The following is a 22,607-nucleotide window of genomic DNA, read 5'->3' on the forward strand; positions in this document are numbered from 1 at the left end:
CGACCGCCGTTGCGGAAGCGCCGCGTGGGTGGAGCCTCGGTGTGGTTTTACGCGGATCGCAGGGAATGGCCCGGGGTGGCGTCCACGGTCCGGCCGAGGGCGTCCAGCCGCATCCGCAAACACGCGGCGCAGGTCGACGGGTCCTCGTCCAAGCAGATTTTCCCCGGGTAGAGCCGGTAGTGCTCGCGGTGGGTCCGAGGGGTCACGTTGGGCATGAGCACGTTGGCCCCGCATTCCAGCGCTTTTTCCCGGCCCCGGGGATCGATCGACCCCATGGCCGTCGTGGCGGGGATATGGGCGACGCGGGTGACAAGGCGCAGAACGGCCACCACGCGCAACGTCAAATCCAAACTCCCGCCTTTCTGGCCGCCCAGCGGGGTGTCGGGGTTGGGAATGAACGGCCCCACGCCGATCATGTCCAATTGAAGGCGATCCATGAGCGCGATGTCGTCCGCCAGGGTCTCGACGGATTGCCCCGGCAGACCGACCATGACGCCGGACCCGACCTGATACCCCAGCTCTTTCAAGTCGGCCAAACAACGCAGGCGGTTTTCCATGGAGCCGTCGGGCTTGAGGTGGCCAAACAACCAGGGGTCGGAAGTCTCAAAACGAAGGAGGTACCGGTCGGCGCCGGCGTCTTTCCAGGCGGCGTAGAAGGCGCGGGGCTTTTCCCCCAAAGACAGTGTGATCGCCAAGCCGGTGGATTTTTTGATGCGGGCCACGACGTCGGCCATTTCGCCGACGGTGTACCCGCCGGACTCCCCCGATTGAATCACGACGCTCCGGTACCCCAGCCCGTGGGCCTCCCGGGCGGCCTCCACGATGTCGTCGGCCGACATCTTGTACCGTTCGACCCCGGCGTTGGACCGGCGCAAGCCGCAATACAGGCATTCCTTGCCGCACACGTTGGAAATCTCGATGAGCCCCCGCAGATGGACCCCGTCGCCCATTTCCTCCCGCCGGACGCGGTCGGCGTCCCGGAACAGCGCCTCCACGACGGCCCGGTCCTCGGTCGCCAGCCAGTCGACGATTCGGGCCCGCGGGAAACCGCCGATGGACGTCAAAAGAAGAGGTCCCGTTCCCCGGCCACGATGCGGTTGTAGCTTTCCATGAGCCGTGGAAAGGCCTGGGGGTTTTTCACGCTCACCTCCGCGAGTTCCGCTTCCAAAACCTTGATTCCCACCGCGCGGGTTCCGGGCGAGGCAAAATCGTCCAGCCATTCGCGGAAGGTGAGCACGGCGTTCAGTTTGCAGAACTTGCCTTCGGTCCCCGAGCGGAGAAGCTCCATAATGCACCGCCCCGTACGACCGCAACGGTACCCCGCCGTGCAAAAGCTCGTGATGCATCCGTTTTCGGCCAGTTCCCGAACCACCTCGTCCAGACTCCGGGTGTCCCCCAGGACGAACTGTTGGCGATCGTCTTTTTGAACGGGACCGTGTTCGGCGTAGGCGCCGACGCCGATTTTGGTGGACGCGTCGGTTTGCGTGCACCCCAAGGGCAACACACGCCGCCGCACCGCCGCGGACTCCCGCGCGGTGACGATCATCCCCGCGTGGGGAATGGCCAGCCGCAGGACGGTCACCAACTTCTCAAAATCGTCGTCGGACACCCGGTGGGGCAACGCGTCCAAAAACGGCGTGTTCGCCGAGGGTTCCAGGCGGGGAAACGAGATCGTGTGCGCCCCGATGCCGAACCGGGATTCCAGTTCGATGTTGTGCATCAAGAGCCCCAGCACTTCAAAGCGCCAATCGTACAAACCGAAGAGGACGCCCAACCCCACGTCGTCGATGATGTCCGTCTCCAGCGCCCGGTGCATGGCGTACAGCCGCCAGCGGTAGTCGCCCTTCATGGTGCCGGCGGGGTGCACGCGGGCGTAGGTGTCGTGGTGGTAGGTTTCCTGGAACACCTGGAACGTCCCCAACCCCGCCTCGGCCAACACTTTCAAATCCTCCACCGTTTGCGGCGCCGCGTTCACGTTCACCCGGCGGATCTCCCCGCGGCCGCCGCCCGGCGTGGTCGTTTTCGTGTCGTAAATCGCGCGGAGGGTGTCCACCATGTAGTGCACGTCGAAAGCCGGGTGCTCCCCGTAGACGGCGATAAGCCGTTTGTGGCCGATTTCCCCGGCGAGCACGGCCGTTTCGCGTTTCACCTCATCGAGGCTCAAGGTGCGGCGCGTCATGGCCGTGTTGCTTCGGCGCAGGCCGCAATAGGCGCAATCGTTCACGCAGTGGTTGCTGAGGTAGAGGGGCGCGAAAGTGACGATGCGGTTGTCGTAGACCTTCCGCTTGACGGCGGCGCCGGTCTCGCGCATGCGCGCCCACATCGCCGGGTCGTCGACGCGCAGGAGGCAGGCCGTCTCTTCGGGCGTCAGCGTTTCGACGGCGAGGGATTTCGCCAAGATCTCCTCCAACCGCGCCCGGGAGGGCGCGGCGGCCTGGCGCAGGGTGGCGTGGATTTTATCGTCGTCGATAAAATCCCGCCCGCCCGTCATGTACCGGTCGATTTGTTCCGGAACGATGCGTTGGGCCCAAGCTTGGGTTTCGTTCATGACGAGGGGCATGGGGTCTCCTTGGATTCTCGATACGCCGCCAGCGCGGCGGGAAACGGCGACAACACGCGTTCCGCGACCCCGTGCAGGGTGGAGATGGCCACCCCGTAGTTGGTGACGGGCACGCCCGCCCCGCGAAACTTTTGCAGGCGGGACAACATCTCCCGGCGGGACAGCATGCACCCGCCGCAGTGGAGGACCAATCGGTAGTCCGAAGCGTTGGCGGGAAAGTCGCGGCCGGAACACACGTCCACGGCCAGTTCCCCGCCCACGTGTTTCGTTAGCCAACGGGGCAGTTTCACCCGGCCGATGTCGTCCTCCATCGCGTGGTGACTGCAAGATTCGCTCACCAGCACCCGGTCGCCGGGCTTGAGTTTCGCAATGGCCCGGGCGCCCCGGGCGGCCTCGGCCAAATCCCCCTTGGCGCGGGCGAAAAGGATGGAAAACGTGGTCAGAGGCACGCCCGCCGGCGTGTCCGCCGCCGTTTTCAGAACCACCTGGGAATCGCACACGACCAGATCGGGCGGCCGGGCCAGACCGGCCAAAGCCGAGGCGTACTCCCGTTCCTTGACGACCACGGAGACGGCGTCGCGGTCCAGGGCGTCCCGGAGGGCTTGAACCTGGGGCAGGATCAACCGGCCCTTGGGCGCCTGCAAATCGATCGGCACGACCATGACCACCCAGCCCCCCGCCGGGATCAGGTCGGCCAGGATCGGGGGGGGAGTCACAAAATCCTCCGGGCAAACGGCGATCAAATGTTCTTTCAATTCGGCCACGGTCCGTTCCCGATCGGCCGGCCGTCGGCAAGAGAGGCACAACAGGTGCGGAGACACCTTTTTCAACGATTCCAGGAACGCGGCGGAGGGGACGCGTTCGTCCGTTTTGTTCACGAGGATCACGAGCGGCGTGCCGCGCGTCGCCGCTTCCTCGGCCGCCGCCTGTTCGTAGACGCCCCACGCCTCGGGTTCCGTCACCAAAAGGACGATGTCGCTGCGGTCAAAGGCGGCCCGGGTGCGTTTGAGCCGCAGTTCCCCCAAATCCGAGGCGTCGTCCAGCCCCGCCGTGTCCAAAAACAACACGGGCCCGAGGGGCAGAAGTTCAAAGGGTTTTTCCACAACGTCCGTGGTCGTTCCGGGGACCGCCGAGGTGATCGCCACGTCCTGGCCGGCGATGTAGTTCAACACGCTGGATTTCCCCACGTTGACCCGGCCGAACAGGCCGACGTGCAGGCGGTTGCTTTTAGGCGTTTGGTTCATCGGGTCCTCCCAGGGCCAGCAAACGGTCGGGCGCGAGGAGGTCGCCGGCTTTTTCCGCCCCCAATTTTCCGACCAAAAACGCCCTGACGTCCGTGCCGCCGGAGGCTTCGTAGTCCCGCCCCAACCGTTCGGCCGCGGTGTAACCCAAGCGGGGCAACAACGCGGTGAAAAGAATCGGCGAACTGTCCACCCGACGCGCGCACGCGGCCGGGTCGGCCTCGATGCCGTCGATGTGCCCGGCCCAAATCCGGTCGAAGCGCTCGAGAAGGTCCAGCGTCTCCAACAGGCCGGTGGCCAGCAGGGGCAGGAATTCGCAAATCTGAAACGTGCCCCGGGACACCGCTTCGGTGACAAGGAAATCCCCCGCCATCGCCTTCAACCCCGCCTGGATTCCCGCTTCCAGTATGACCGGGTTCACTTTTCCGGGCATGATGGAAGAACCCGCCTGGACTTTCGGAAGCCGGATTTCACCGAAGGCGCTCATCCACCTCAAGTCCCCGCAGATCTTCACCAGGTTCGCGGCGTGCGCCTTCAAAATGCCCGACACCTCCACAAACGCGTCGGCGTTGGCGGTGGGGTCCATGAGGTTTTCGGCGCGCGCGAGAGGCAGGTTCGTCATTTCCCTCAACACCTCGGTCACGCGAAAAATGTAGCGCCGGGGGGCGGTGAGACCCGTCCCCACGGCGGTCCCCCCCAGGTTGACCACGCGCAACCGTTCTTCGGATTTATAAACGCGCCATCGGTCGCGCGCCAGGGCCTCCGCGAAAACCCCAAATTCGGCGCCCAAGGAAATGGGGACGGCGTCCCGGGTCTGCGTCCTCCCCAGTTTCACCACACCGGCCCATTGGGATTCTTTCTTTTGGAAAGCCCCCTGGCATTTTTCCACCGCGCGGGCCAAGCGGGCGCATCCCCGCAGGGCCGCGATCTTGACGGCGGTGGGGAACACATCGTTCGTGGACTGATGGAGGTTCACGTCCTCCAACGGCCGGACGAGCGCCCCCGCGCCGCGCGCGCCGCCCATCATTTCGGAAGCGCGGTTCGCGATCACCTCGTTCATGTTCATGTGGGTGGAGGTCCCCGCCCCCCCCTGCAGGGTGTCGACGGGGAATTGGTCGGCCCACCGGCCCTCCACGATTTCCTCGCAGGCCGCTCGAATGGCCTCCGCCTTCTCGGGCGGCAAACAACCGAGTTCCCGGTTGGTTTCGCAGGCCGCTTTTTTCACGGTCGCCAGGGCCGTCCGAAGGGATTCCGGCACCGGCCGCCCCGTCAGGGGGAAGTTCGCGATGGCCCGTTGGGTGTGGATCCCCCAATAGGCCCGCGCGGGGACGTCCATCGCCCCCAAACCGTCCGTTTCCCGACGTGTGTCCTCGGCCATCGCGCCCCCGTCAATCACCGCTGATAGAGCGGCCGTGGCGTGTAGCTCGTGTGGAGCAGGTGATGGGACTTTTCGCCCAAGGGTTCGCCCAGGAACTCTTTGTAGAGGTTTTGAATGTGCGGGTTGTCGTGCGAACAACGGCGCGGCATATCCTTGTCCTCCGCGTAGAGCCCGGCGGCCCGTTGGGCGCGCAGTTCGTCGGTCACGCCGTAGGGCTGGCCACCGCCGCCGATGCACCCGCCGGGGCACGCCATCACCTCGACGAACTGGTAAGGCGGGGGCGCGCCGGCCATTTTGGCGGCGCGGATTTTACCGATCACGTGTTCCACGTTGGACAGCCCGTGAGCCACGGCGATTCGGATCTCTTTCCCGGCGACCGTCACGGTGGTTTCTTTCACGCCTTTCAAGCCCCGGACGGATTCAAAGTCCGGCTTGGGCAGGTTTTCCCCCGTGACCATGTGCGCCGCCGTGCGGAGCGCGGCCTCCATGACGCCGCCCGTGGCGCCGAAGATCGTGCCCGCGCCGGTGTAGTCGCCCAACATCTGGTCGCACTCCCCGTCGGGAAGGTTCGCGAAGTCGATGCCCGCCTGGCGGATCATTCGCGACAGCTCCCGGGTGGTGAGCACCGTGTCCACGTCCTGGTAACCGGAGGCGGACATTTCTTGGCTCCGGTGGATCTCGTACTTTTTGGCCGTGCAGGGCATGATGGAAACGACTTCCACATTTTCCGGGGCGAGGCCGTTCTTTTGCGCGTAGTAGGTCTTGGCCATGGCCCCCACCATTTCGTGGGGGGATTTTGCCGAGGAGAAGTGTTCAATCATGTCCCCGTGGAATTTTTCCATGAAATCCACCCAGGACGGACAGCAGGTCGTGATGAGCGGCAAAGCGCCTTTCCCGTGGGCGAACCGTTGGACGAATTCGGCGGCCTCTTCCATGATCGTGAGGTCCGCGCCGAAGTTCGTGTCGAAGACCGCGGCGAAACCCATGCGGCGAAGCGCCGTGTAGATTTTTTTCGACAGGTTGACGCCCGGAGCGAAACCGAAGTGCTCCCCCAAGGTCACGCGCACGGCGGGCGCGATCTGCACCACGCAATGTTTTTTCGTGTTGTTGAGCGCGCTCCAAACTTTGGCCGTGTCGTCGAACTCTATAATGGCCCCCGTTGGGCAGTGGGCCGAGCATTGCCCGCATCGCACGCAGGGCGAGTCGGCCAAGTTGATGTCCCCGGCGGGGGCAATCCGCGTTTTGATGCCCCGCTCCAGAAAAGACAACGCCCACACGTTCTGCACTTCCTGGCAGACGACGACGCAGCGCCCGCATTTAATGCACTTGGCGGGATCGAGGACGATGGTGCCCGTGGTGGCGTCCTTGGGCAGCTGGGGGACGATCTTGTCGAAGGGTTCCTCCCGAATGCCGAAGTCCGCCAGAGCGTTTTGCAATTCGCACTGGGTGTTGCGGCCGCAGACTTGGCAGTCGTTGGGGTGGGCCGAGAGGATCAGTTCCACAACGGTTTTGCGGATCGCGACGATTTCGGGGTCATGGGTCGTGATCTCCATGCCGTTTTCGACGGGCGTACAACAGGCCCGGGGCATCTTGACCGAGTTTTTGAGCTTGACCACGCAGATCCCGCAACCCGCCGAAGCGCGCAGATCGGGGTGTTTGCATAGGGTGGGTATTTTGACACCCACCGTTCGCGCCGCGTCCAGAATGGTGGTGTTGTCCGCCACTTCAACGGGGATGGTGTTGATAAGTGCTTTGATCATGGGGAGCTCCTATCGCGTCGGCGCCGCTTCGGGCAACAGCGCGCGGTATTCCTGTTCAAAGTAGCGAAGCGTTGACAAAACAGGGTTGGGGGCGGTTTGCCCCAACCCGCAGAGGGACGCTTTTTGCATCGCGAGGGAGATCGTGCGCAACTTGTCGAGATCCCCGGGCGCGCCCTTTTTGTCGGTCAGCCGTTCCAGAATGCGGAGCATCTGGGTCCCCCCGATGCGGCAGGGGGCGCACTTGCCGCAAGATTCGTCGACGCAGAAACCGAGGTAGAACTTGGCGATGTCGACCATCGAATCGTCCTCGTCCATCACGATCATGCCGCCCGAGCCCATGATGGACCCCAATTGCTGCAGGTTTTCATAGGACACCGGCGTGTCCAACAGGTCGGCCGGGATCACTCCGCCCGAGGGCCCGCCCGTCTGAACGGCTTTGACTTTTTTACCCTGGGCGGGTCCGCCGCCGATGTCGTAAACGATTTCCCGCAACGTTGTGCCCATGGGGACTTCCACCAAGCCGGTGTGCCGCACCTTGCCCGTGAGGGCAAAGACTTTGGTGCCCTTGGATTTTCCGGTCCCGATGGAGGAGAACCAGGTCGCGCCTTTTTGGTAGATCACCGGCACGTTGGCGAGGGTTTCGACGTTGTTGATGCAGGTGGGTTTGTCCCAAAGCCCCTTGACCGACGGGTAGGGGGGGCGGGGGTGCGGGTAGCCGCGCTTCCCCTCGATGGAGGCGATGAGCGCGGTTTCTTCACCGCAGACGAAGGCCCCGGCCCCGAGCCGGATTTCCAAGTCCAGGGAAAAATCCGTCCCAAAAATGTTTTTTCCCAATAGCCCCAGGCCGTAGGCCTGTTTGATGGCCCGCTCGACGCGCTCGACGGCCAGGGGGTACTCCGCGCGGATGTAAAAATACCCGATGGACGCCCCCATGGCGTAGGCCCCGATGAGCATGCCCTCCAGAACGGAGTGGGGATCGCTTTCCAGAACGCCCCGGTCCATAAAGGCGCCGGGATCTCCCTCGTCGCCGTTGCAAATAATGTAGCGCTGGTCGCTGGGCGTGGCGCGGGTCATCCGCCATTTGAGCCCCGTGGGAAACCCCGCGCCGCCACGGCCCCGCAGGCCGCTGGCGATCATTTCCTCAATGACTTCTTCCGGTTTCATTTCCAACAACACCTTCGCCGCGGCCGTGTAGCCGTCCTGGGCGATGTAGTCTTTGATGTTTTCCGGATCGACGATGCCGCAGTTGCGCAGGACGATCTTGAGTTGTTTGGCTTCGTTCTTTTCCAGGACGAACTCCGGGATCACCTGACGCCCCACGATGTGGCGGTCCAACAGCGCCGGGACCCGGTCCGGGGTCATGCGGGCGTAGGTCACCGTCGGCATGCCCTCGACCGCGACGGTCAAGAGCGGGTCCTCGGCGCATTTCCCGAGACAGCCGCACCGTTTGGCCTCGAAGTCCACGGTCAAACCGCGTTTCGCCGCTTCGGTGCGGATGGACTGATACGTTTCACGCGACCCGGCGGCGATCCCGCCGGTGGAGTTGCAAATCGTGACGGTCGCTTTTTTCCGTTTTGACAAAATCTCTTGCTTGATCTTCAGCAGTTCGTCGCGTGTCATCATTGGGCGCCCTCCGCCGTGTGTGCTTGGACAATTCCCGGGACCTGGCCGGCCGCCAACCGGCTGTACACTTTTTCCCCCACCGTGAGCACCGGCGCCTGGCCGCAGCAGCCGAGGCAGCGGACCTCCTGCAAATGGAAGTTTTTGTCCGGCGTTGTTTCTCCCGGGCGGATGCCCAGAGCCTGGTGCAGTTCCTGCACCAGCGCGCCGGCCCCTTTTAGGTAACAGGCGGTGCCCATGCACACGGACACCACGTTTTTGCCCGGCGGCTCGAGCTTGAAGTAATTGAAAAAGGTGATCACTTCGTAGATGCGCGCCAGGGGAATGTCGAGGGTTTTGGCGACCTCAAACGACACGCGCCGGGGGACGTAGCTGTATTTTTTTTGGACCGCGTGAAGCACCATGATCAGGTTCCCGGGCCGGTCTTTCCAGGGTTGGCAGATCTTATCGACATCGAGACGGATTTTCTCAAGCTCCAGGGTGTCCGTTGTCATCGGTTACTCCTTGTTCATCTGGTTAACCAAATAAAGGATTTTTTCAATTTCGAGGCCCACGTCGATGTTGTGCACGACCACGTCGTCGTTGGGGGACGTCAGACGCAGGGGGGCGAAGTTCAAAACCCCTTGGATCCCCGCTCTGATCATCTGATCGAAAACGGCCTGGGCCTGGTCCTCGGGCACAGCCAATATGGCCACGTGGGTGGCGTTCTTGGCGACGAACTCCCGCAATTTCTCCAGGGGCAGGATCGGGACCGCGGCTTTCCCATCGATTTTTCGGGGGTCGCTGTCGAAACCGGCGACGATGCGGATGCCGGCCGTGGCGAATCCCCGGTAATTCAGCAAAGCCCGGCCGATGTTCCCGACGCCCAAGACCACGGCGTTCTGCGGCTTTTCCTTGCCCAGCTTGACATCCAGGTTGGCCAGCAGGTCCTGGACGGAATAGCCCCCCCGTTTTTGGCCGGTGAGGCCGAAGGAGGCGAAATCCCGCCGCACCTGGGTCGGTGTGACACCCGCGGCGTCGGCCAGGTTGTCCGAGAACACCCGCACAAACCCCATCTGCTTCAGCCGTTGCAGGGCCTTGCGGTAGAGGTGGAGGCGGTAGACGCTGTTGAATTGGTTTTTGCCGATCATGGAGTTATTGTAACATGATGTTACATATTTATCAATATTAGGTATATTATATTTGCCTAATATTGTCGGGTATCGATGCTTTTTGCGTGGAACCTTTTTCCGGGGCCGGCGTTGATTTAATAAGGAGGAACCTATGGACAAAACCATCGAACGGGTTTTTCGCGGCGCCCCCCACCATTGGGTCGGAAACGGCTTCAACGTCAGCAACTATTTCCCGGCGGCCCTGGACACCGTCAAGCGCATGAGCCCTTTCTTCCTTCTGGACTACCACACGCCGAAGACCTATTCCCCCACGACGGAGCGACGGGGCGTCGGCTCGCACCCCCACCGTGGGTTCGAGACCGTGACGATCGCCTACCAGGGCTCGGTGGCCCACCACGACAGCGCCGGGAACGCCGGGGTGATCCATCCGGACGAAGTGCAGTGGATGACGGCCGGGGCGGGAATCCTGCACAACGAGTACCATGAGGCGGAGTTTGCCCGGCGGGGCGGGGTCATGCACATGGCCCAGATTTGGGTGAACCTGCCCCGGAAAGCCAAGATGACGACGCCCCTTTACCAAGCGCTCGATCGGGCGGCCATCCCCGACGTCGCCCTGCCCGGACAGGGCGCGCGCGTGCGGGTCATCGCGGGCCGCCACGGGGAGACCCCGGGCGCGGCGAAAACCCATTCCGATGTTCATATGTTGGACGTTCGATTGACGGCGGGGGGACGCGTGGATCTCTTCGCGCCCAAATCCCACAACGCCACGCTTTTGGTCTTGGACGGGCGCGTGCGGGTGAACGACAGCGCGCCCATCGAGGCGCCCCGGGCCGCGCTCTTCAACCACGACGGAGAGCGGGTTCGCGTGACGGCGGAGGCGGACAGCGTGGTCTTGTTCTTAAGCGGCGAGCCTCTCGAGGAGCCCATCGCCCATTACGGGCCCTTTGTCATGAACACGCCGGAGGAAATCCACCGGGCCGTCGCCGACTACAACGAAGGGAAATTCGGGAACCTGACCGACTGAAGGGAGGGAAGGACCCAAACCCGCCGAAACGCGCCCGGTGATCCCGCGCGTCCCGGGCGACTAAAAAGCGCCGCCCTTTTGCTTGCCGGGAAGCCAGGTGCTGGGCAACACCCAGCGCACCGCCCGTGCGAACCGGTGGGCCCGATCGGAATCGTTCTGGGTTTGACTCGCCAGGGCGTCCAATTCGGTGCGGAACATGGCGTCGAATTGGTTCCGCGCCGCCGTGCGGCGCTCCTCTTCGGAACCGGGCAGATCCCGGAGCGCGGCCAGCTCCCCGCCGTCCAACCAAACGCCGCCGCATTGGGCGCACTCATCGATTTCAAAGGTTTTCGCCGGGGAAAAAAAGTACCGTCGCAGTCCCACCCCGCACCGCGGGCAACGGCCTTTTTCGCTGTTGCGTCGGCTGGAACCCGCCGCGGGGAGCCCTTTCAACAATTTCTCGCCGTGCCCCTCCGCCTTCTCGTCGACTTTCTTCAATTCCGCGGCGTCAAACCAAACGCCCCCGCAGCCTTCCCCACACACATCGACGGTCAAATCGTCCACCCGCAATTCCGACAACAATTTTCCGCAATTCACGCAATCCATGCCGGCGCCTCCCCGTGCGATGTAGTGAAACCTGTTTCGGACCCGCGGGCGTGTCGAACGCCCGCTTGCAAAGCATAGGCGGGAAACGCGGAAAAGGCAACCACCAACAACGCTTTTCTAGGGGCGGTCCGGGGGGAAACGCCGCGCGAGCATGTAGTACAGCACCGGCACCGCCATGCGCGACAAGAGCGTGGAGGCGATCTCCCCGGCCATGAGCGCCACGGCCAGGCCCTGGAAGATGGGGTCGAAGAGGATCACCCCCGCGCCCACGACCACCGCCGCCGCCGTCAAAAGCATGGGACGGAAACGCACGGCCCCGGCGTCGATCACGGCCTCTTTCAAGGGCATGCCTTCGGCGAGGCGCAGGTGGATGAAATCCACCAGGATGATGGAGTTGCGCACCACGATCCCCGCCCCGGCGATGAACCCGATCATGCTGGTGGCGGTGAAGAAACCGCCGCCCGTGAGTGCGCCCATGAGCCAATGCCCCGGCAGAATGCCCACCAGGGTCAAGGGGATCGGCACCATCACCACGAGCGGGATCGTAAACGATTTAAACCACCCCACCACCAACACGTAAATCAACAACAGGGCGAAGGCGAAGGCCAACCCCAGGTCCCGAAAGACCTCGTGGGTGATCTGCCATTCCCCGTCCCACTTGAGCGCCTGTTCGAGGGAATTCCCGGGTTGGGAAGCGAAATATTCCGTCACGGGGTAGCCCTTTTCCCGCGCCAGTTCTTGAATGTTCTTTCGCAGGGAAAGGATGGCGTAGACCGGGCTCTCCTGACGGCCGGCCACGTCGGCGATGACGTAGCTGACCCGCTGGAGGTTCTTGTGGTAAATGGGCGGGTCTTTTTCGCCGCGCCGCTCCTCGGCCAGGCGCGCCAGGGGGATCAGGGTGCCGTTGCGGGACATGAGGGCCACGTCCTTGACGCCCGAAAGGCCCGCGCGTTTTTCGACGGGCAGGCGCAGGCGGATCTCCACGGGCTCCTTGTCGTTCGTGTGGGCCAGGCCCACCGTCTGGCCCGCCAGGGACAGGCCGACCGTTTGGCCCACCATCGACGCCGGCAGGCCGTTCAAGGTCGCCTTTTCCCGATCGATGGCCAAGGTCCGCTGGGGTTCGGGGGAGGGCACGTAGGTGTCCACGTCCACCACGCCCTCGGCCGTCCGCAGATAGGCCTGCAGGTCCCGGGCGAATTGGTCGCGTCGGTCGTTGTCGGGACCGTAGATTTCAAACACCAGCGTTGAGAGCACCGGCGGCCCCGGCGGCACCTCCGCCACCTGGACGCGCGCGCCGTAGCGGTCCGCCACGGTTTGCACCTCGGGTCGAAGCGCCGAGGCGATGGCGTGGCTCTGGGCGGAACGGTCTTTCTTGTGGGTTAAATTGACCGTGAGGTCGGCCTGGTGCGGGGCCAACCTCAAGAAATAATGCCGCACCAGGCCGTTGAAGTTGTAGGGCGCGGCGGCGCCCACGTAGGACGTCACCCGCTCCACGTGCGGGTTTTTCAAAAGGACCCGGGCGATGTCGTCGGCCGCGGCCTTGGTGCGCTGCACGGCGCTGCCCTCGGGCAGGGTCAGCACCACTTCGAACTCGTTTTTGTTGTCGAAAGGCAGCATCTTGACCGTCACGGCCTTGAAGTAAACGAGCCCGAAACTGGCCAACAACAACACGACCATGCCGCCCAGGTAGGACCACCGGGCCTTGGCGTCGCTCAACAGGCGGCCCATGAACCGACGGTAGAGCCGGTCGAGGGCCGACTCCCCGGCGCCGTGGGACCCCGTGTTCTTGGGTTTCCACCATTCCAAAATATGCGCGAAGGCCCAGGGGCTGATGACGAAGGCGATGCCGAGGGAGAACAGCATGGCCACGCTGGCCCCCACGGGGATCGGCCGCATGTAGGGCCCCATGAGGCCCGAGACGAAAGCCATGGGCAGGATCGCGGCGATCACGGCCCAGGTGGCGAGGATCGTCGGATTCCCGACCTCGGCCACGGCGTCCACGGAAAGCCGCCAAATCGACCGACCGTCTTTCATGGCGAAATGGCGGTGGATGTTCTCCACCACGACGATGGCGTCGTCCACCAAAATCCCGATGGAGAAGATGAGGGCGAAGAGCGTGATGCGGTTCAGGGTGTACCCCAGGAGGTAATAGACCAGGAGGGTGAGTGCCAGGGTCACGGGGATAGCGATCAAGACCACCAGGGCCTCGCGGGCGCCGAGGAAAAACGCGATCAGGATCGTGACCGACAGGGTCGCGAGCGCCATGTGGAAAAGGAGCTCGTCGGATTTTTCCTTCGCGGTCTCGCCGTAATTGCGCGTCACGGCGATCTGGGTTTCGGGCGCCAAGAGGACGGAGCGCGACGCATCGACGCGGTGCAGCACCTCCTCGGCCACCCGGGTGGCGTTCTGGCCCCGGCGTTTCGACACGGCCAGGGTGACGGCGGGGGCGTCCTCCTTGTCCTTCGTCCAGGCGGAAACAAAACGCTCGTCCTCGTCCGGGCCGTCCGTCACGCGGGCCACGTCGGCCACGGTCACGGGAACGCCGCCCGACACCCCCACGACGATTCTTTTTAAATCCTCGGCGGTGCGCACCCGGGCGTCCGTTTCCACGGCCACCACCCGGTCGCCTTCGCGGGCGGTGCCGGCGGGCAGACGCGTGTTGGCGGCCTGGAGGGCGCCGGCCAACTCCAGGGGCGTCAACCGCCGTCGGGTCAGGGCGGCGGGGTCGAAATGGACCAGGAACTGCCGTCGGTGCCCACCGATGATTTCCGTCTCCGACACGCCCGGCACGGCGCTGATTTCCTGGCGGAGCGCCGCCGCCTGGCGGCGCAGGGCGAAGGCGTCGCCGCCCGTCAGGTCCAGCGCCAGGATCGGCACGTCGTCAATGGAGCGGGGCTTGACCAGGGGGGAGGTCGCCCCGGGCGGCAGGAAATCCTGATTGGCGAAGGTCTTGGTGTAAACCCGGGTCATGGCCTCTTCGGGGTCGGTGCCCACCTTGAAGCGCAAAATGAACATGGCCCGCCCGGCCTCGGCGGTGGAATAAACGTATTCCACGTCGGGGATTTCCCAGAACTTCCGTTCGCCGGTGTTGATCAGCCGCTCCTCCACCTCCCGGGCGGAGGCCCCGGGCATGCCGACGAACACGTCGAACATGGGGACGTTGATCTGCGGCTCCTCCTCGCGGGGCAGGGCCAACGTCGCCACCAGGCCGAAGGCCAGGCTGGCGACCACCATCAGCACGGTGAGTTTGGATCGGATGAAGTTTTGGGCCAACTGCCCGGCCAAGCCCAGGTGTTTTTGTTCGGAGGTCATGTCATTTCTCCAGGGAATCGGACAGGGCCGTCAACGCGCCTTCGTCGAGCGCGCCGGCCGCCGCCAGGGCCCGCACGCGGTTCAAGTGCCACTGGGCCAGCGTTTCCAACCGGGCGGAGTGGGCCCGCGCCAGCGCCTCCTCGGCGCGGAGCACGTCCAATAGGCTCTGCCGCCCTTCCCGGTAGAGGGGCCGAAAGGCCTCCAGGGACCGGGCGGCGTGGTCGACGGTGGCGTCCAAGAGCGGCAGGGCCTCTCCCGCGCCTTCGTGGGCGCGGACCGACTGCAAAATCTCCACCCGCGCCTGTTCTTCCAAAGCGGCGCGCCGTTCCTCCGCGGCTTCCGCCCCGAACCGCGCCTTGGCCCGGCGGGCGGCGGCGGACGGATCGCCCAGGGCCCATTGGGCCCGCAGCATCAAAAGACGTTGCGACGGGTTGGAGGAAAAATCGGCGGTGTTCGTCTGGGCCTCGGCCATCGCGTCCAACGTGGGAAAAAGCGACGCCCGGGCCCGGTCCACGGATTTTCCCGCCATCTCGGCGTCGAGGCGCGCGGCGGCCAGGTCCGCCCGGTGGTCCCGGGCGTGCCCCCACAACCGTTCCGCTGTCGGCAAAGCCGGACCGCTGGATCGCAAAGTCCCCCGCACGGGGGCCGGCGCGTTGTGGCCCAGAAGGATTCCCAGGGACTCCTCGGCGCCCTGGGCCATTTTTTCGGCCTGGACACGCCCCGCTTTCAATCCCGACAATACAGCCTCGGCCGCGAAATAATCGGACCCCAACACCAGGCCCCGGGCGCGCAGGCGCTGGGCGCCGGCCACTTCTTCTTCGGAGGCTTTGATTCGGTCGGCGAGGGCCGCCGCGAGGGCGCGGCCGTGCAGGGCGGCGAGGCCCGCTTCCAAAACACGCCGACGGATTTCGTCGCGCACCCCCCGGGCCTGGACCTCGGCCTGGGTCACGGCCAGCCCGGCCAGGCGACGCGCGGTTTGCATTTCAAAACCCGTGAAAAGGGGCATCCCGGCCCGCAGGTGGCTTTTGATGTTGGAGACGTAGCCCGGACGGTTCAAGGTTCCGATGGTGAAATTGCCGGGACCGAAATCCCGCTGGTCGAGGAGCGAGGCGAAGGCGTAGACGGGCCCGTCGCCGCGGGTGAAGGCCGACCCCGCGTCGAGGCGGGGATACGCCTGGGCGCGGGCCTCCGACCGGGCCCGCCGGGCCATGTCGATGGCCGACTGGGCCGCCCGCAGGGCGGGCGCCCGCTCCACCGCCTCCCGGGCGATGTCCGCCAGGGACCGCGGCTCGGCGGCCGTTGCCGCGGCCGCCAACAAAACCAGACTTCCGAGCGCGCGTTTCACGGCGTCAGGCCGGTCGCCGCGCGTTGATTTTGCGCAGGATCGCCATCATCGGGCACCAATTGGTGAAGGCCGATTGGAAAAGGTTCAACCCGACGAAAGCCGTGAAGAAAAGCCATTTCGGGGAATGGGCGTGGGCCAACCCCACGCTCAACACAACAAAAAAACCGGCGATGCCGCGCAACGTCCGTTCCACGTCCATGATTGAGCTCCTGTGAATTTTTCGGGGTTACACTCTTTAGATGCCGGCCCCCCCCAAAAGGATTCAAGAAAAAAACACCTCTTGGCTCCGGCGCGGCATAGCCGAGGCGGAGCCAAGAGGTTGAAGAACCCGAACCCACGCGTCCGCGTTCGATCGGGCTTTGAAATGATTTTTTATTTAGCTTCGTTTCTTGGCTTTTTTCTTGGTGGCTTTCTTTTTCGCTTTTACGGCTTTTTTCATATGACCTCCCTGTGTAGGATCCCCCGCTAAAATCACTGGCGCGTGACCCGCGCCCGGGACGAGACAATCATAGCACGTCCGCCTGTGCCCATCGCAATCTTGTTACGGGGATCGGCCGGCTCCTTTGCCGGCTCATCCCCAACGCACAATATGGTCGCCCGGCTCAAGGACGGACTGAAACAACATCAGGTATTCCGCCAGGTGCCGGGTGACGAGGAAATTTTGCTTCACGTGGGCGTGCCCGTTGCGGCCCAGGGCCTGGGCCCACGCGGGTTCTTGGATCAGCCGAACCAGCGCGGCCGCGGCCTCTTCAACAGAGGACACCAAAAGCCCAGTGTGGCCGTGGATCACCTGCTGGGGAATCCCCCCCACCGCCCCGCCGACCACGGGGACGCCCTTCCACAACGCTTCCGCCACGGTCAGCCCGAACCCCTCGCGCAAGGATTTCTGAAAAATCACCGATGAGACCCGTTGCAGCGCGTTGATTTCATGATGGCTCGTGGGGGGTAAGTTCAAAACAATAATATCCGGGTCGCTCCCGGCCTCCGTTCGCACTTCGTTTAAGACCTCCTTTCCTTCCGGGTCGTCGTCGGCCGCCCCGCCCACAATCAAAAGCCGGGCTTGAATTTCCTTCCGAGCCATTCGAAACGCTTTGATGACTCCGACCGGGTCTTTGAGGCGATCAAATCGGGAGACTTGAGTGGCCAAAGGACGGTCCAGGGGCACCCCCAACCGTTCGGCCACGGCGCGGGCATCCTCCAAAGCCATCGGCCTGTTTTTATCACTCAAAGGATCAATGGAAGGCGCGATCAGCGCCTGGGGAATGGGTAAATTTTGGGCGAATGAAGGCGCCGAAAAAACGGCCGCGTCATAGGCCTCCACCCGGGGCTTCAAATACGCCCACAAGTCGGAATTCCGTCGAGTCAAATCGATGTGGCAACGCCAAATCCATTTATTTTTCCAACGACCCCGGTTTTCCACCAAGGCGGCGGGTTGGGGGTCATGCACAAACACCACGTCCCCGCCCAGGGGCAAAGTGTCCACATTTCGCGCCACCGTTTCCTCATAAACGGCGAAGTCTTTCGGCTCGAACGTCGCGGGATCCCCGTGGAGCGCATTGTGCATTTTTTTTGTGACGGCGTAAAAAACCTCGCCCCCTTTCATCACGTCCCACCGCGCATCGAGCCCCAACTCTTTTAAAAGGGGAATCATGCCGGTCAGAATCTCGGCGACCCCGCCTCCCACGGCCGTGGAATTGATGTTCACCACCCGCCGTCCCGCCAAGGGTTTGGCCAGAAGGATCAACTCTTCCAGAACGTCCGACCCCACCACCGCGCGGTAATCTTCAAGCCGTTGCATGGGCATCCCCCGCGTTTTCAAACAAACGAATCAATTCCCGACGAACATCTTCCAGTGTTTTGTGCGTCAGCGACACCTCACGGCACTTCCGCGCCAGGTCGGTCGCGCCTTTCTCTCGCGCGAGCCACACCGAGAAGTCATTTTCCCCGGGCGGCAAACGAAGCCGTGCTTCAAAAACATGCAGATACAGGCTTGCGACCGTCACCCGGCGTAGGCCTTCGGCCATTTCCCGATAAGTCGCCGCGGTGTGGGGCGTGGGGACCGACCACCGGCGGGCCCATATAAATTGGAAACATTTTTCTTCGGTCGCGGTTTGTTTGTCCGCGGCAAAGGGCGCCACCGCTTGGATCAAGGCGGCCCTTAAATCCTCCAATGAGGCAAACCGGAGGGTGTCCACCGCTTCCAAGGATCGCCCCAGGGCGGGATGCCCCAGAAACGCCGAGGCCCAATAGGAGAAATCGTTGGCCGGTTCGGGCACGAGAAATTGGTGACGCTGGAGGAATCGGTGGGTGTGGTAATAAATTGAGGATTCGGAGACGGATTTCAAACCCTCCAACAATTCCGCCGCGTTTCTGGCTTTCTCATCACGAACGAAGCGCAAAGACAAACGCGTGAAAAACCGAAAGGACGTCATTGCACGGCCTCCTTCGTTAGCTGGTTCGACAACCATCGCAGGAAGAGGAGGACCTCTTTCTGGGACCCCAAACGGTACCGGGCCTGGGTTCGCCCGGCGCCCACCTTCACCCCGAACCCTTTCCCCCGCACCGCGCGAAACATGTCCTCGTCGGTCACGTCGTCGCCGAGGCACACCACGAAAGGCCGGCCGAAGCCCCGCCAGAGACGGGTCAAGGCCATCCCCTTGTTCCACCCGGTGGGTGGCCGAAGATCCCACACCTTGTGGCCGCGGGTCCACTGAAAGGACAGGGCGTGGGTTTCTTTTTTCAGAACCCGCAACAGCGTCTCAAAAGCCGCGCGGGCCTTGTCGGGCATCCGTCGGTAATGGACGCTGACACCGAACCCTTTGCCCTCCACATGCACCCCGGGAATGCCCGCCAAAAGGCGTCGGGCTTTCATCAACAATTCGCCCGCATGCCCTTTAAGCCTTTGGGCCAGGGGGTGCAAAAACAATTTTCCATTTTCAGCCAGTTCCACCCCGTGGTTGCCCCCGTAAGCGATCCCCCGCAGGCCCACCCGCCGGCGCACGTCGGCCAACGCTCTTCCACTCATCACGGCCACCGAAGCCACGGGCCGCAAACGCCTCAATTCGCGACGCGTGGCCTTGGGCAATTGAGCCCGCGTGGAATGGTCCACGAGGGGCGCCAGGGTTCCATCGAAATCCAAAACACATAAAACGGCGCGCGCCGCGCGCGCCCGCCGGGCGGCTCCCGCGGCGTGGCGCCAAAAGGGCCGACCGTTCACAGCGCGCTCGGCGGGAGGGCATCGACCCCCAAACGCACACGGGTCAATTCTTCAATCAGCTCCCCGGCCCAGCGGTAAATATTGTGCTCCCGCACCATTTCGCGCATGCGTCGCATCCGATCCGTGCGCTCTTCCGGTTTCATTTCAATGGCGAACCGCACCGCGTCCGCCAAACGTTCGGTGTCGTAGGGGTTGACGATCAGCGCGTCCCGCAGCTCCCGCGCCGCTCCGGCGAAGGGGCTCAAAATCAGCGCCCCTCCCTCGTCGTCCCGCGCCGTGACGAATTCTTTCGCCACCAGGTTCATCCCATCGTGCAGGGAGGTCACCAAACACGCGTTGGCGACGCGGTAATAGGGGAGGATCTCCTTGTGGTTGTGGTGGTGTTTAAGAAAAACGATCGGACGCCAATCCCTTTTTTTGAATTTCCAGTTAATCCGTTCGGCTTCGGCGTCCACCTCCGCCAAAAAGTCGTGGTAGCGTTTGATGTGAGTTCGGCTCGGAGCGCCGATTTGCACGTAAGTCAAATCGCCTTGGTAATCGGGGTACTTTTCGAAGAACCGTTCCAATCCCGCCAGGCGTTCCAACACCCCCTTGGTGTAGTCCATCCGCTCGACCCCCACGGCCAAATACCGGGATTTGATTCCCAAGGGTTTCAACACCGCTTCCCGATCCACCGGGGTCGCGTTTTGTCCCGGGAAATCCACGCTGATCGGGAACGGTTTGATCAAGGTGGCGTGGTTTTCGCGGTGGATCGTAAACCGCTCCCATTCGATTCGGCATTCCAACACCCGATCCACCGTTTCCATAAAATTGTTGCAGTGGAATTGGGTGTGGAACCCCACCACGTCGGCCCCCAACATGCCCGCCAACAACTCCTTCTGCCAAGGGCAGATCCCAAACGCTTCGGAATTGGGCCACGGGATGTGCCAAAAAATCGCCACCCGCGCCTCGGGTCGACGGGTCTTGATGATCTTGGGCAACAGGGCGAAGTGATAATCCTGGATCAGGACATAAGGCTCTTCGATCCCCTCGATTTCCCCCAACACCGCGTCGGCGAATTTCTCATTGACCGCCCGGTAGGCCTCGTAATCCTGGGCGCGGAATATCGGGCGCGTGTGGGCGATGTGGCACAGGGGCCACAACCCTTCGTTGGCAAACCCGTAGTAGTAACCGTTTTCTTCTTCTTTGGTGATGGACACCCGCCGCAAGGTGTAGAACGGATCGTCCGGAGGCACGCGGAGCCGGTTGTTTTCATCAACGGTGTCCCAGTCGGCGTCCCCCGCCCCGTGGGCCACCCAGGTGCCTCCCGCCGCGCGCATCATGGGGTCCAAGGCGGTCACCAAACCGCCGGCGGGAACAATCCACTTGATGTCCCGCCCCTCGCGGGAATGCATGTACGGCTCCCGGTTGGAGACAACGACGAGGGGTTTCCCGTTGAGTTTTAACCTCACGTGTTCCTTCAACCGCTCGGCCGTCCAGAGGGATTCCGCCGTTTGGCGCAAACGAGCCTCCTCTTCCGCCGCGTTTTTGGCTTGGTTCAAGTGTTTGGCGAACCGGGACGCCTCGCGCGCCAACGGGGCGAACAGATCCGAATTGGGAAGTTGGGGGGGCGCCCCCGCCGTCTCCCCCGCCCGCATTTTTTTCATCCACTCCGCCATCTGCCGCACGGGTTCGAAGACGTTCCATCGCATCAAAGCCAACAGCACCAGTGTGATAAGGGCCGTTTGCACGAGAACACGGCCAAAAGTGTGCCGCCAAATGCGGGCCAAGTGCCCTCGGATGTAGGTGGCGTCGTGCACGATCAAAAGAGCGCCGAGCGTCTTTGTCTCATCAAATATCGGCGCGGCGTACACATAATCCGCTTTCCCCCGCCAACGCACATAGAGACCTCGGGGAGACCGGGTGTCCATGACTTCACTAATAAGAGATGGCTTTTCAGGAAGTGTCTTCATCACCGTAGAGGTCCCGGCCGCGGCCCTCTCGACAGCGTCGTAAACGACGACGCCCGCCAACCGGGATCGATTTTCAAGCCGTCGGACGATCCGTTGCAAGTCCGCCTCCGCCTTGCGCGACAAAGCGGACGCCACGGATTCTTCTAAACTTTCCGCTAAGAGCGATGATCGGCGGTCCAACTCCTCCGTTTGGCGCTGTTTTTCCTGCCGGACGAGCAAATAGGATGACCCCCCCGCGACACAACACACAATGACGATCATGGAGAGGATGAACTGCAAAGTCATCTTCATAGGGCCGCCTTTAATGAATTTCAAGTGGTCTCATCCGAAAACACCGAACTCGCGCGTGATCACCAAACTCAAGAGATACATAAACGCCAAAAGGATTGACGCCAACCCCACGCGCCACACCCGGTGCGCGCTGTGAATGGCCAGGGCGCCCAGGAGCGTTCCTTGCATCACAATGCCTATTCCGGCCAGGGCCACGGCCGCCAGACCGTCGCGACCTGGGACCGCCGCCAATAACGGCCCCCCCGGGCGAACCAAAGCGACCACGGCCAAGACCACCAACACCATGGCGTTCGCCCCCAACACATTGCCCAACGCAAGATCAAATTCTTTTTGGCGCGCGCAGGCCACGGCGTTCGAAATTTCCGGCAAGCTGGTGACCACGCCCAAAAGCAAGGCCCCGGCGAAGGTGTCGCCCCACCGGTGGAGGTCGGCCAAGGCCTCCGCCGATCCGACGAGGGAACGGCCCGCCGCCAAAATCACCCCCGCCACAACAACATAGATCCCGATCAGCGCGCCGGTCGGCGCTCGGTCAAAAACCGTACGTAGCCGAAGGGGGGTTTCCTCCCGGGGTGTTCCTCGCGCCAAAGTGAATAGCACCCGTTGACCCAGAAAATAAAACACCAACAGGAACAACGGCGCCGCTCGCGCTAAGCCGTGCCCCACTCCCAAAGATCCGGCGGGGAAGGCCAACCCCAGCGACAAACCCAAAACCAACACACCCAACAAAAGACATCCCAGCAGGCCGGTCGCCAAATGCTGCTGAGACAAACGCGGATAAATGGGCGTGCCCTCCGGCTCGATCAAATCGACCAAGACCAGGATGAATAAATTGAACGTGATCGTGCCCGTCACTCCGCCCAAAGCCAACCCCAGGGCGTTTCGTTGGACGGCCGTGAACGTCGTCACCAATTCCGGCAGGGTGGTGGCGAAGGACAGCAGCACCGCGCCCGACCAGGCGCGCCCCAGGCCGAAGCGCTCCCCCAATTCCCCGCTGAGACGGCCGATGAGGGTTCCCGCGGCGACCACGAAAGCCGCCGCTAAAGCGAATCCCCCCCAAGCGGAAAATATCGTTTCCTGCATTAACGGAATTTCCTCCCACCCCCCCCAAAAAACAAGCCGCCAATCCCATCGCCCCCCGCGGCGTGCGCCGTGGGATTCGCTGGAATGGCGGCCCGACCATCCGTATCCTCCGGGGTTCACCCCGGACCCT

General features: G+C 63.2%; 18 protein-coding genes. 1 reads left to right on the forward strand and 17 read right to left on the reverse strand.

The window, feature by feature from the left end; genetic code table 11:
- Positions 1 to 47: 47 nt before the first annotated feature.
- From hydE to IPI56_00220, 8 genes are read right to left on the reverse strand one after another with little or no spacing between them, the layout of a single operon-like run.
- A complete protein-coding gene (gene hydE, locus IPI56_00185; protein ID MBK7544158.1) occupies positions 48 to 1,064 on the reverse strand; it encodes a [FeFe] hydrogenase H-cluster radical SAM maturase HydE in 1,017 nt (338 codons plus the stop codon).
- Complete coding sequence (hydG, locus tag IPI56_00190; protein ID MBK7544159.1) at positions 1,061 to 2,560, reverse strand: [FeFe] hydrogenase H-cluster radical SAM maturase HydG; 1,500 nt, start codon at positions 2,558 to 2,560, stop codon at positions 1,061 to 1,063. Before hydG ends, hydE begins: the two co-directional genes overlap by 4 nt.
- Entirely contained in the window at positions 2,545 to 3,804 is a 1,260-nt protein-coding gene (gene hydF / locus IPI56_00195; protein MBK7544160.1) for a [FeFe] hydrogenase H-cluster maturation GTPase HydF, read from the reverse strand. The genes hydG and hydF overlap by 16 nt, the downstream gene beginning before the upstream one ends.
- The gene (locus tag IPI56_00200) at positions 3,788 to 5,179 is read right to left on the reverse strand and encodes an aspartate ammonia-lyase (GenBank protein MBK7544161.1); all 1,392 of its coding nucleotides are present in this window, start codon (positions 5,177 to 5,179) and stop codon (positions 3,788 to 3,790) included. The genes hydF and IPI56_00200 overlap by 17 nt, the downstream gene beginning before the upstream one ends.
- A gap of 14 nt (positions 5,180 to 5,193) precedes the next feature.
- A complete protein-coding gene (locus IPI56_00205; GenBank protein MBK7544162.1) occupies positions 5,194 to 6,939 on the reverse strand; it encodes an iron hydrogenase small subunit in 1,746 nt (581 codons plus the stop codon).
- 9 nt (positions 6,940 to 6,948) lie between these two features.
- Positions 6,949 to 8,559: an SLBB domain-containing protein gene (locus IPI56_00210; protein ID MBK7544163.1), complete on the reverse strand. Its 1,611-nt coding sequence runs from the start codon at positions 8,557 to 8,559 to the stop codon at positions 6,949 to 6,951.
- Positions 8,559 to 9,053: an NAD(P)H-dependent oxidoreductase subunit E gene (locus IPI56_00215; GenBank protein ID MBK7544164.1), complete on the reverse strand. Its 495-nt coding sequence runs from the start codon at positions 9,051 to 9,053 to the stop codon at positions 8,559 to 8,561. Before IPI56_00215 ends, IPI56_00210 begins: the two co-directional genes overlap by 1 nt.
- A gap of 3 nt (positions 9,054 to 9,056) precedes the next feature.
- Entirely contained in the window at positions 9,057 to 9,689 is a 633-nt protein-coding gene (locus IPI56_00220) for a redox-sensing transcriptional repressor Rex (GenBank protein ID MBK7544165.1), read from the reverse strand.
- Between the two features lie 133 nt (positions 9,690 to 9,822).
- Here IPI56_00220 and IPI56_00225 point away from each other — a divergent pair, with 133 nt between their 5' ends.
- Entirely contained in the window at positions 9,823 to 10,695 is an 873-nt protein-coding gene (locus tag IPI56_00225) for a pirin family protein (protein ID MBK7544166.1), read from the forward strand.
- Positions 10,696 to 10,755: 60 nt separating this feature from the next.
- On the opposite strand, the gene IPI56_00230 is transcribed toward IPI56_00225, so the two are convergent.
- From IPI56_00230 to IPI56_00270, 9 genes are all read right to left on the reverse strand, one after another.
- Complete coding sequence (locus IPI56_00230) at positions 10,756 to 11,280, reverse strand: zf-TFIIB domain-containing protein (GenBank protein MBK7544167.1); 525 nt, start codon at positions 11,278 to 11,280, stop codon at positions 10,756 to 10,758.
- A 117-nt stretch (positions 11,281 to 11,397) separates the two neighbouring features.
- Entirely contained in the window at positions 11,398 to 14,592 is a 3,195-nt protein-coding gene (locus IPI56_00235) for an efflux RND transporter permease subunit (protein MBK7544168.1), read from the reverse strand.
- Between the two features lies 1 nt (position 14,593).
- Positions 14,594 to 15,937 (reverse strand): TolC family protein, encoded by a 1,344-nt coding sequence (locus IPI56_00240; protein MBK7544169.1) that lies wholly within the window; start codon positions 15,935 to 15,937, stop codon positions 14,594 to 14,596.
- 4 nt (positions 15,938 to 15,941) lie between these two features.
- Positions 15,942 to 16,136: a DUF2892 domain-containing protein gene (locus IPI56_00245; GenBank protein ID MBK7544170.1), complete on the reverse strand. Its 195-nt coding sequence runs from the start codon at positions 16,134 to 16,136 to the stop codon at positions 15,942 to 15,944.
- Positions 16,137 to 16,508: 372 nt separating this feature from the next.
- Positions 16,509 to 17,735, reverse strand: coding sequence for a glycosyltransferase (locus tag IPI56_00250; GenBank protein MBK7544171.1), 1,227 nt, complete (start codon positions 17,733 to 17,735; stop codon positions 16,509 to 16,511).
- The gene (locus IPI56_00255; protein MBK7544172.1) at positions 17,722 to 18,369 is read right to left on the reverse strand and encodes a hypothetical protein; all 648 of its coding nucleotides are present in this window, start codon (positions 18,367 to 18,369) and stop codon (positions 17,722 to 17,724) included. The genes IPI56_00250 and IPI56_00255 overlap by 14 nt, the downstream gene beginning before the upstream one ends.
- Positions 18,366 to 19,154, reverse strand: a complete 789-nt coding sequence (gene otsB, locus IPI56_00260; GenBank protein ID MBK7544173.1) for a trehalose-phosphatase — start codon at positions 19,152 to 19,154, stop codon at positions 18,366 to 18,368. The genes IPI56_00255 and otsB overlap by 4 nt, the downstream gene beginning before the upstream one ends.
- Positions 19,151 to 21,397, reverse strand: a complete 2,247-nt coding sequence (locus tag IPI56_00265; protein MBK7544174.1) for a trehalose-6-phosphate synthase — start codon at positions 21,395 to 21,397, stop codon at positions 19,151 to 19,153. Before IPI56_00265 ends, otsB begins: the two co-directional genes overlap by 4 nt.
- A gap of 30 nt (positions 21,398 to 21,427) precedes the next feature.
- Entirely contained in the window at positions 21,428 to 22,477 is a 1,050-nt protein-coding gene (locus IPI56_00270) for a hypothetical protein (GenBank protein ID MBK7544175.1), read from the reverse strand.
- Between the last annotated feature and the right edge of the window lie 130 nt (positions 22,478 to 22,607).

Source organism: Elusimicrobiota bacterium, from assembly GCA_016706425.1.
In the GTDB taxonomy this organism is placed as follows: domain Bacteria; phylum Elusimicrobiota; class Elusimicrobia; order FEN-1173; family FEN-1173; genus JADJJR01.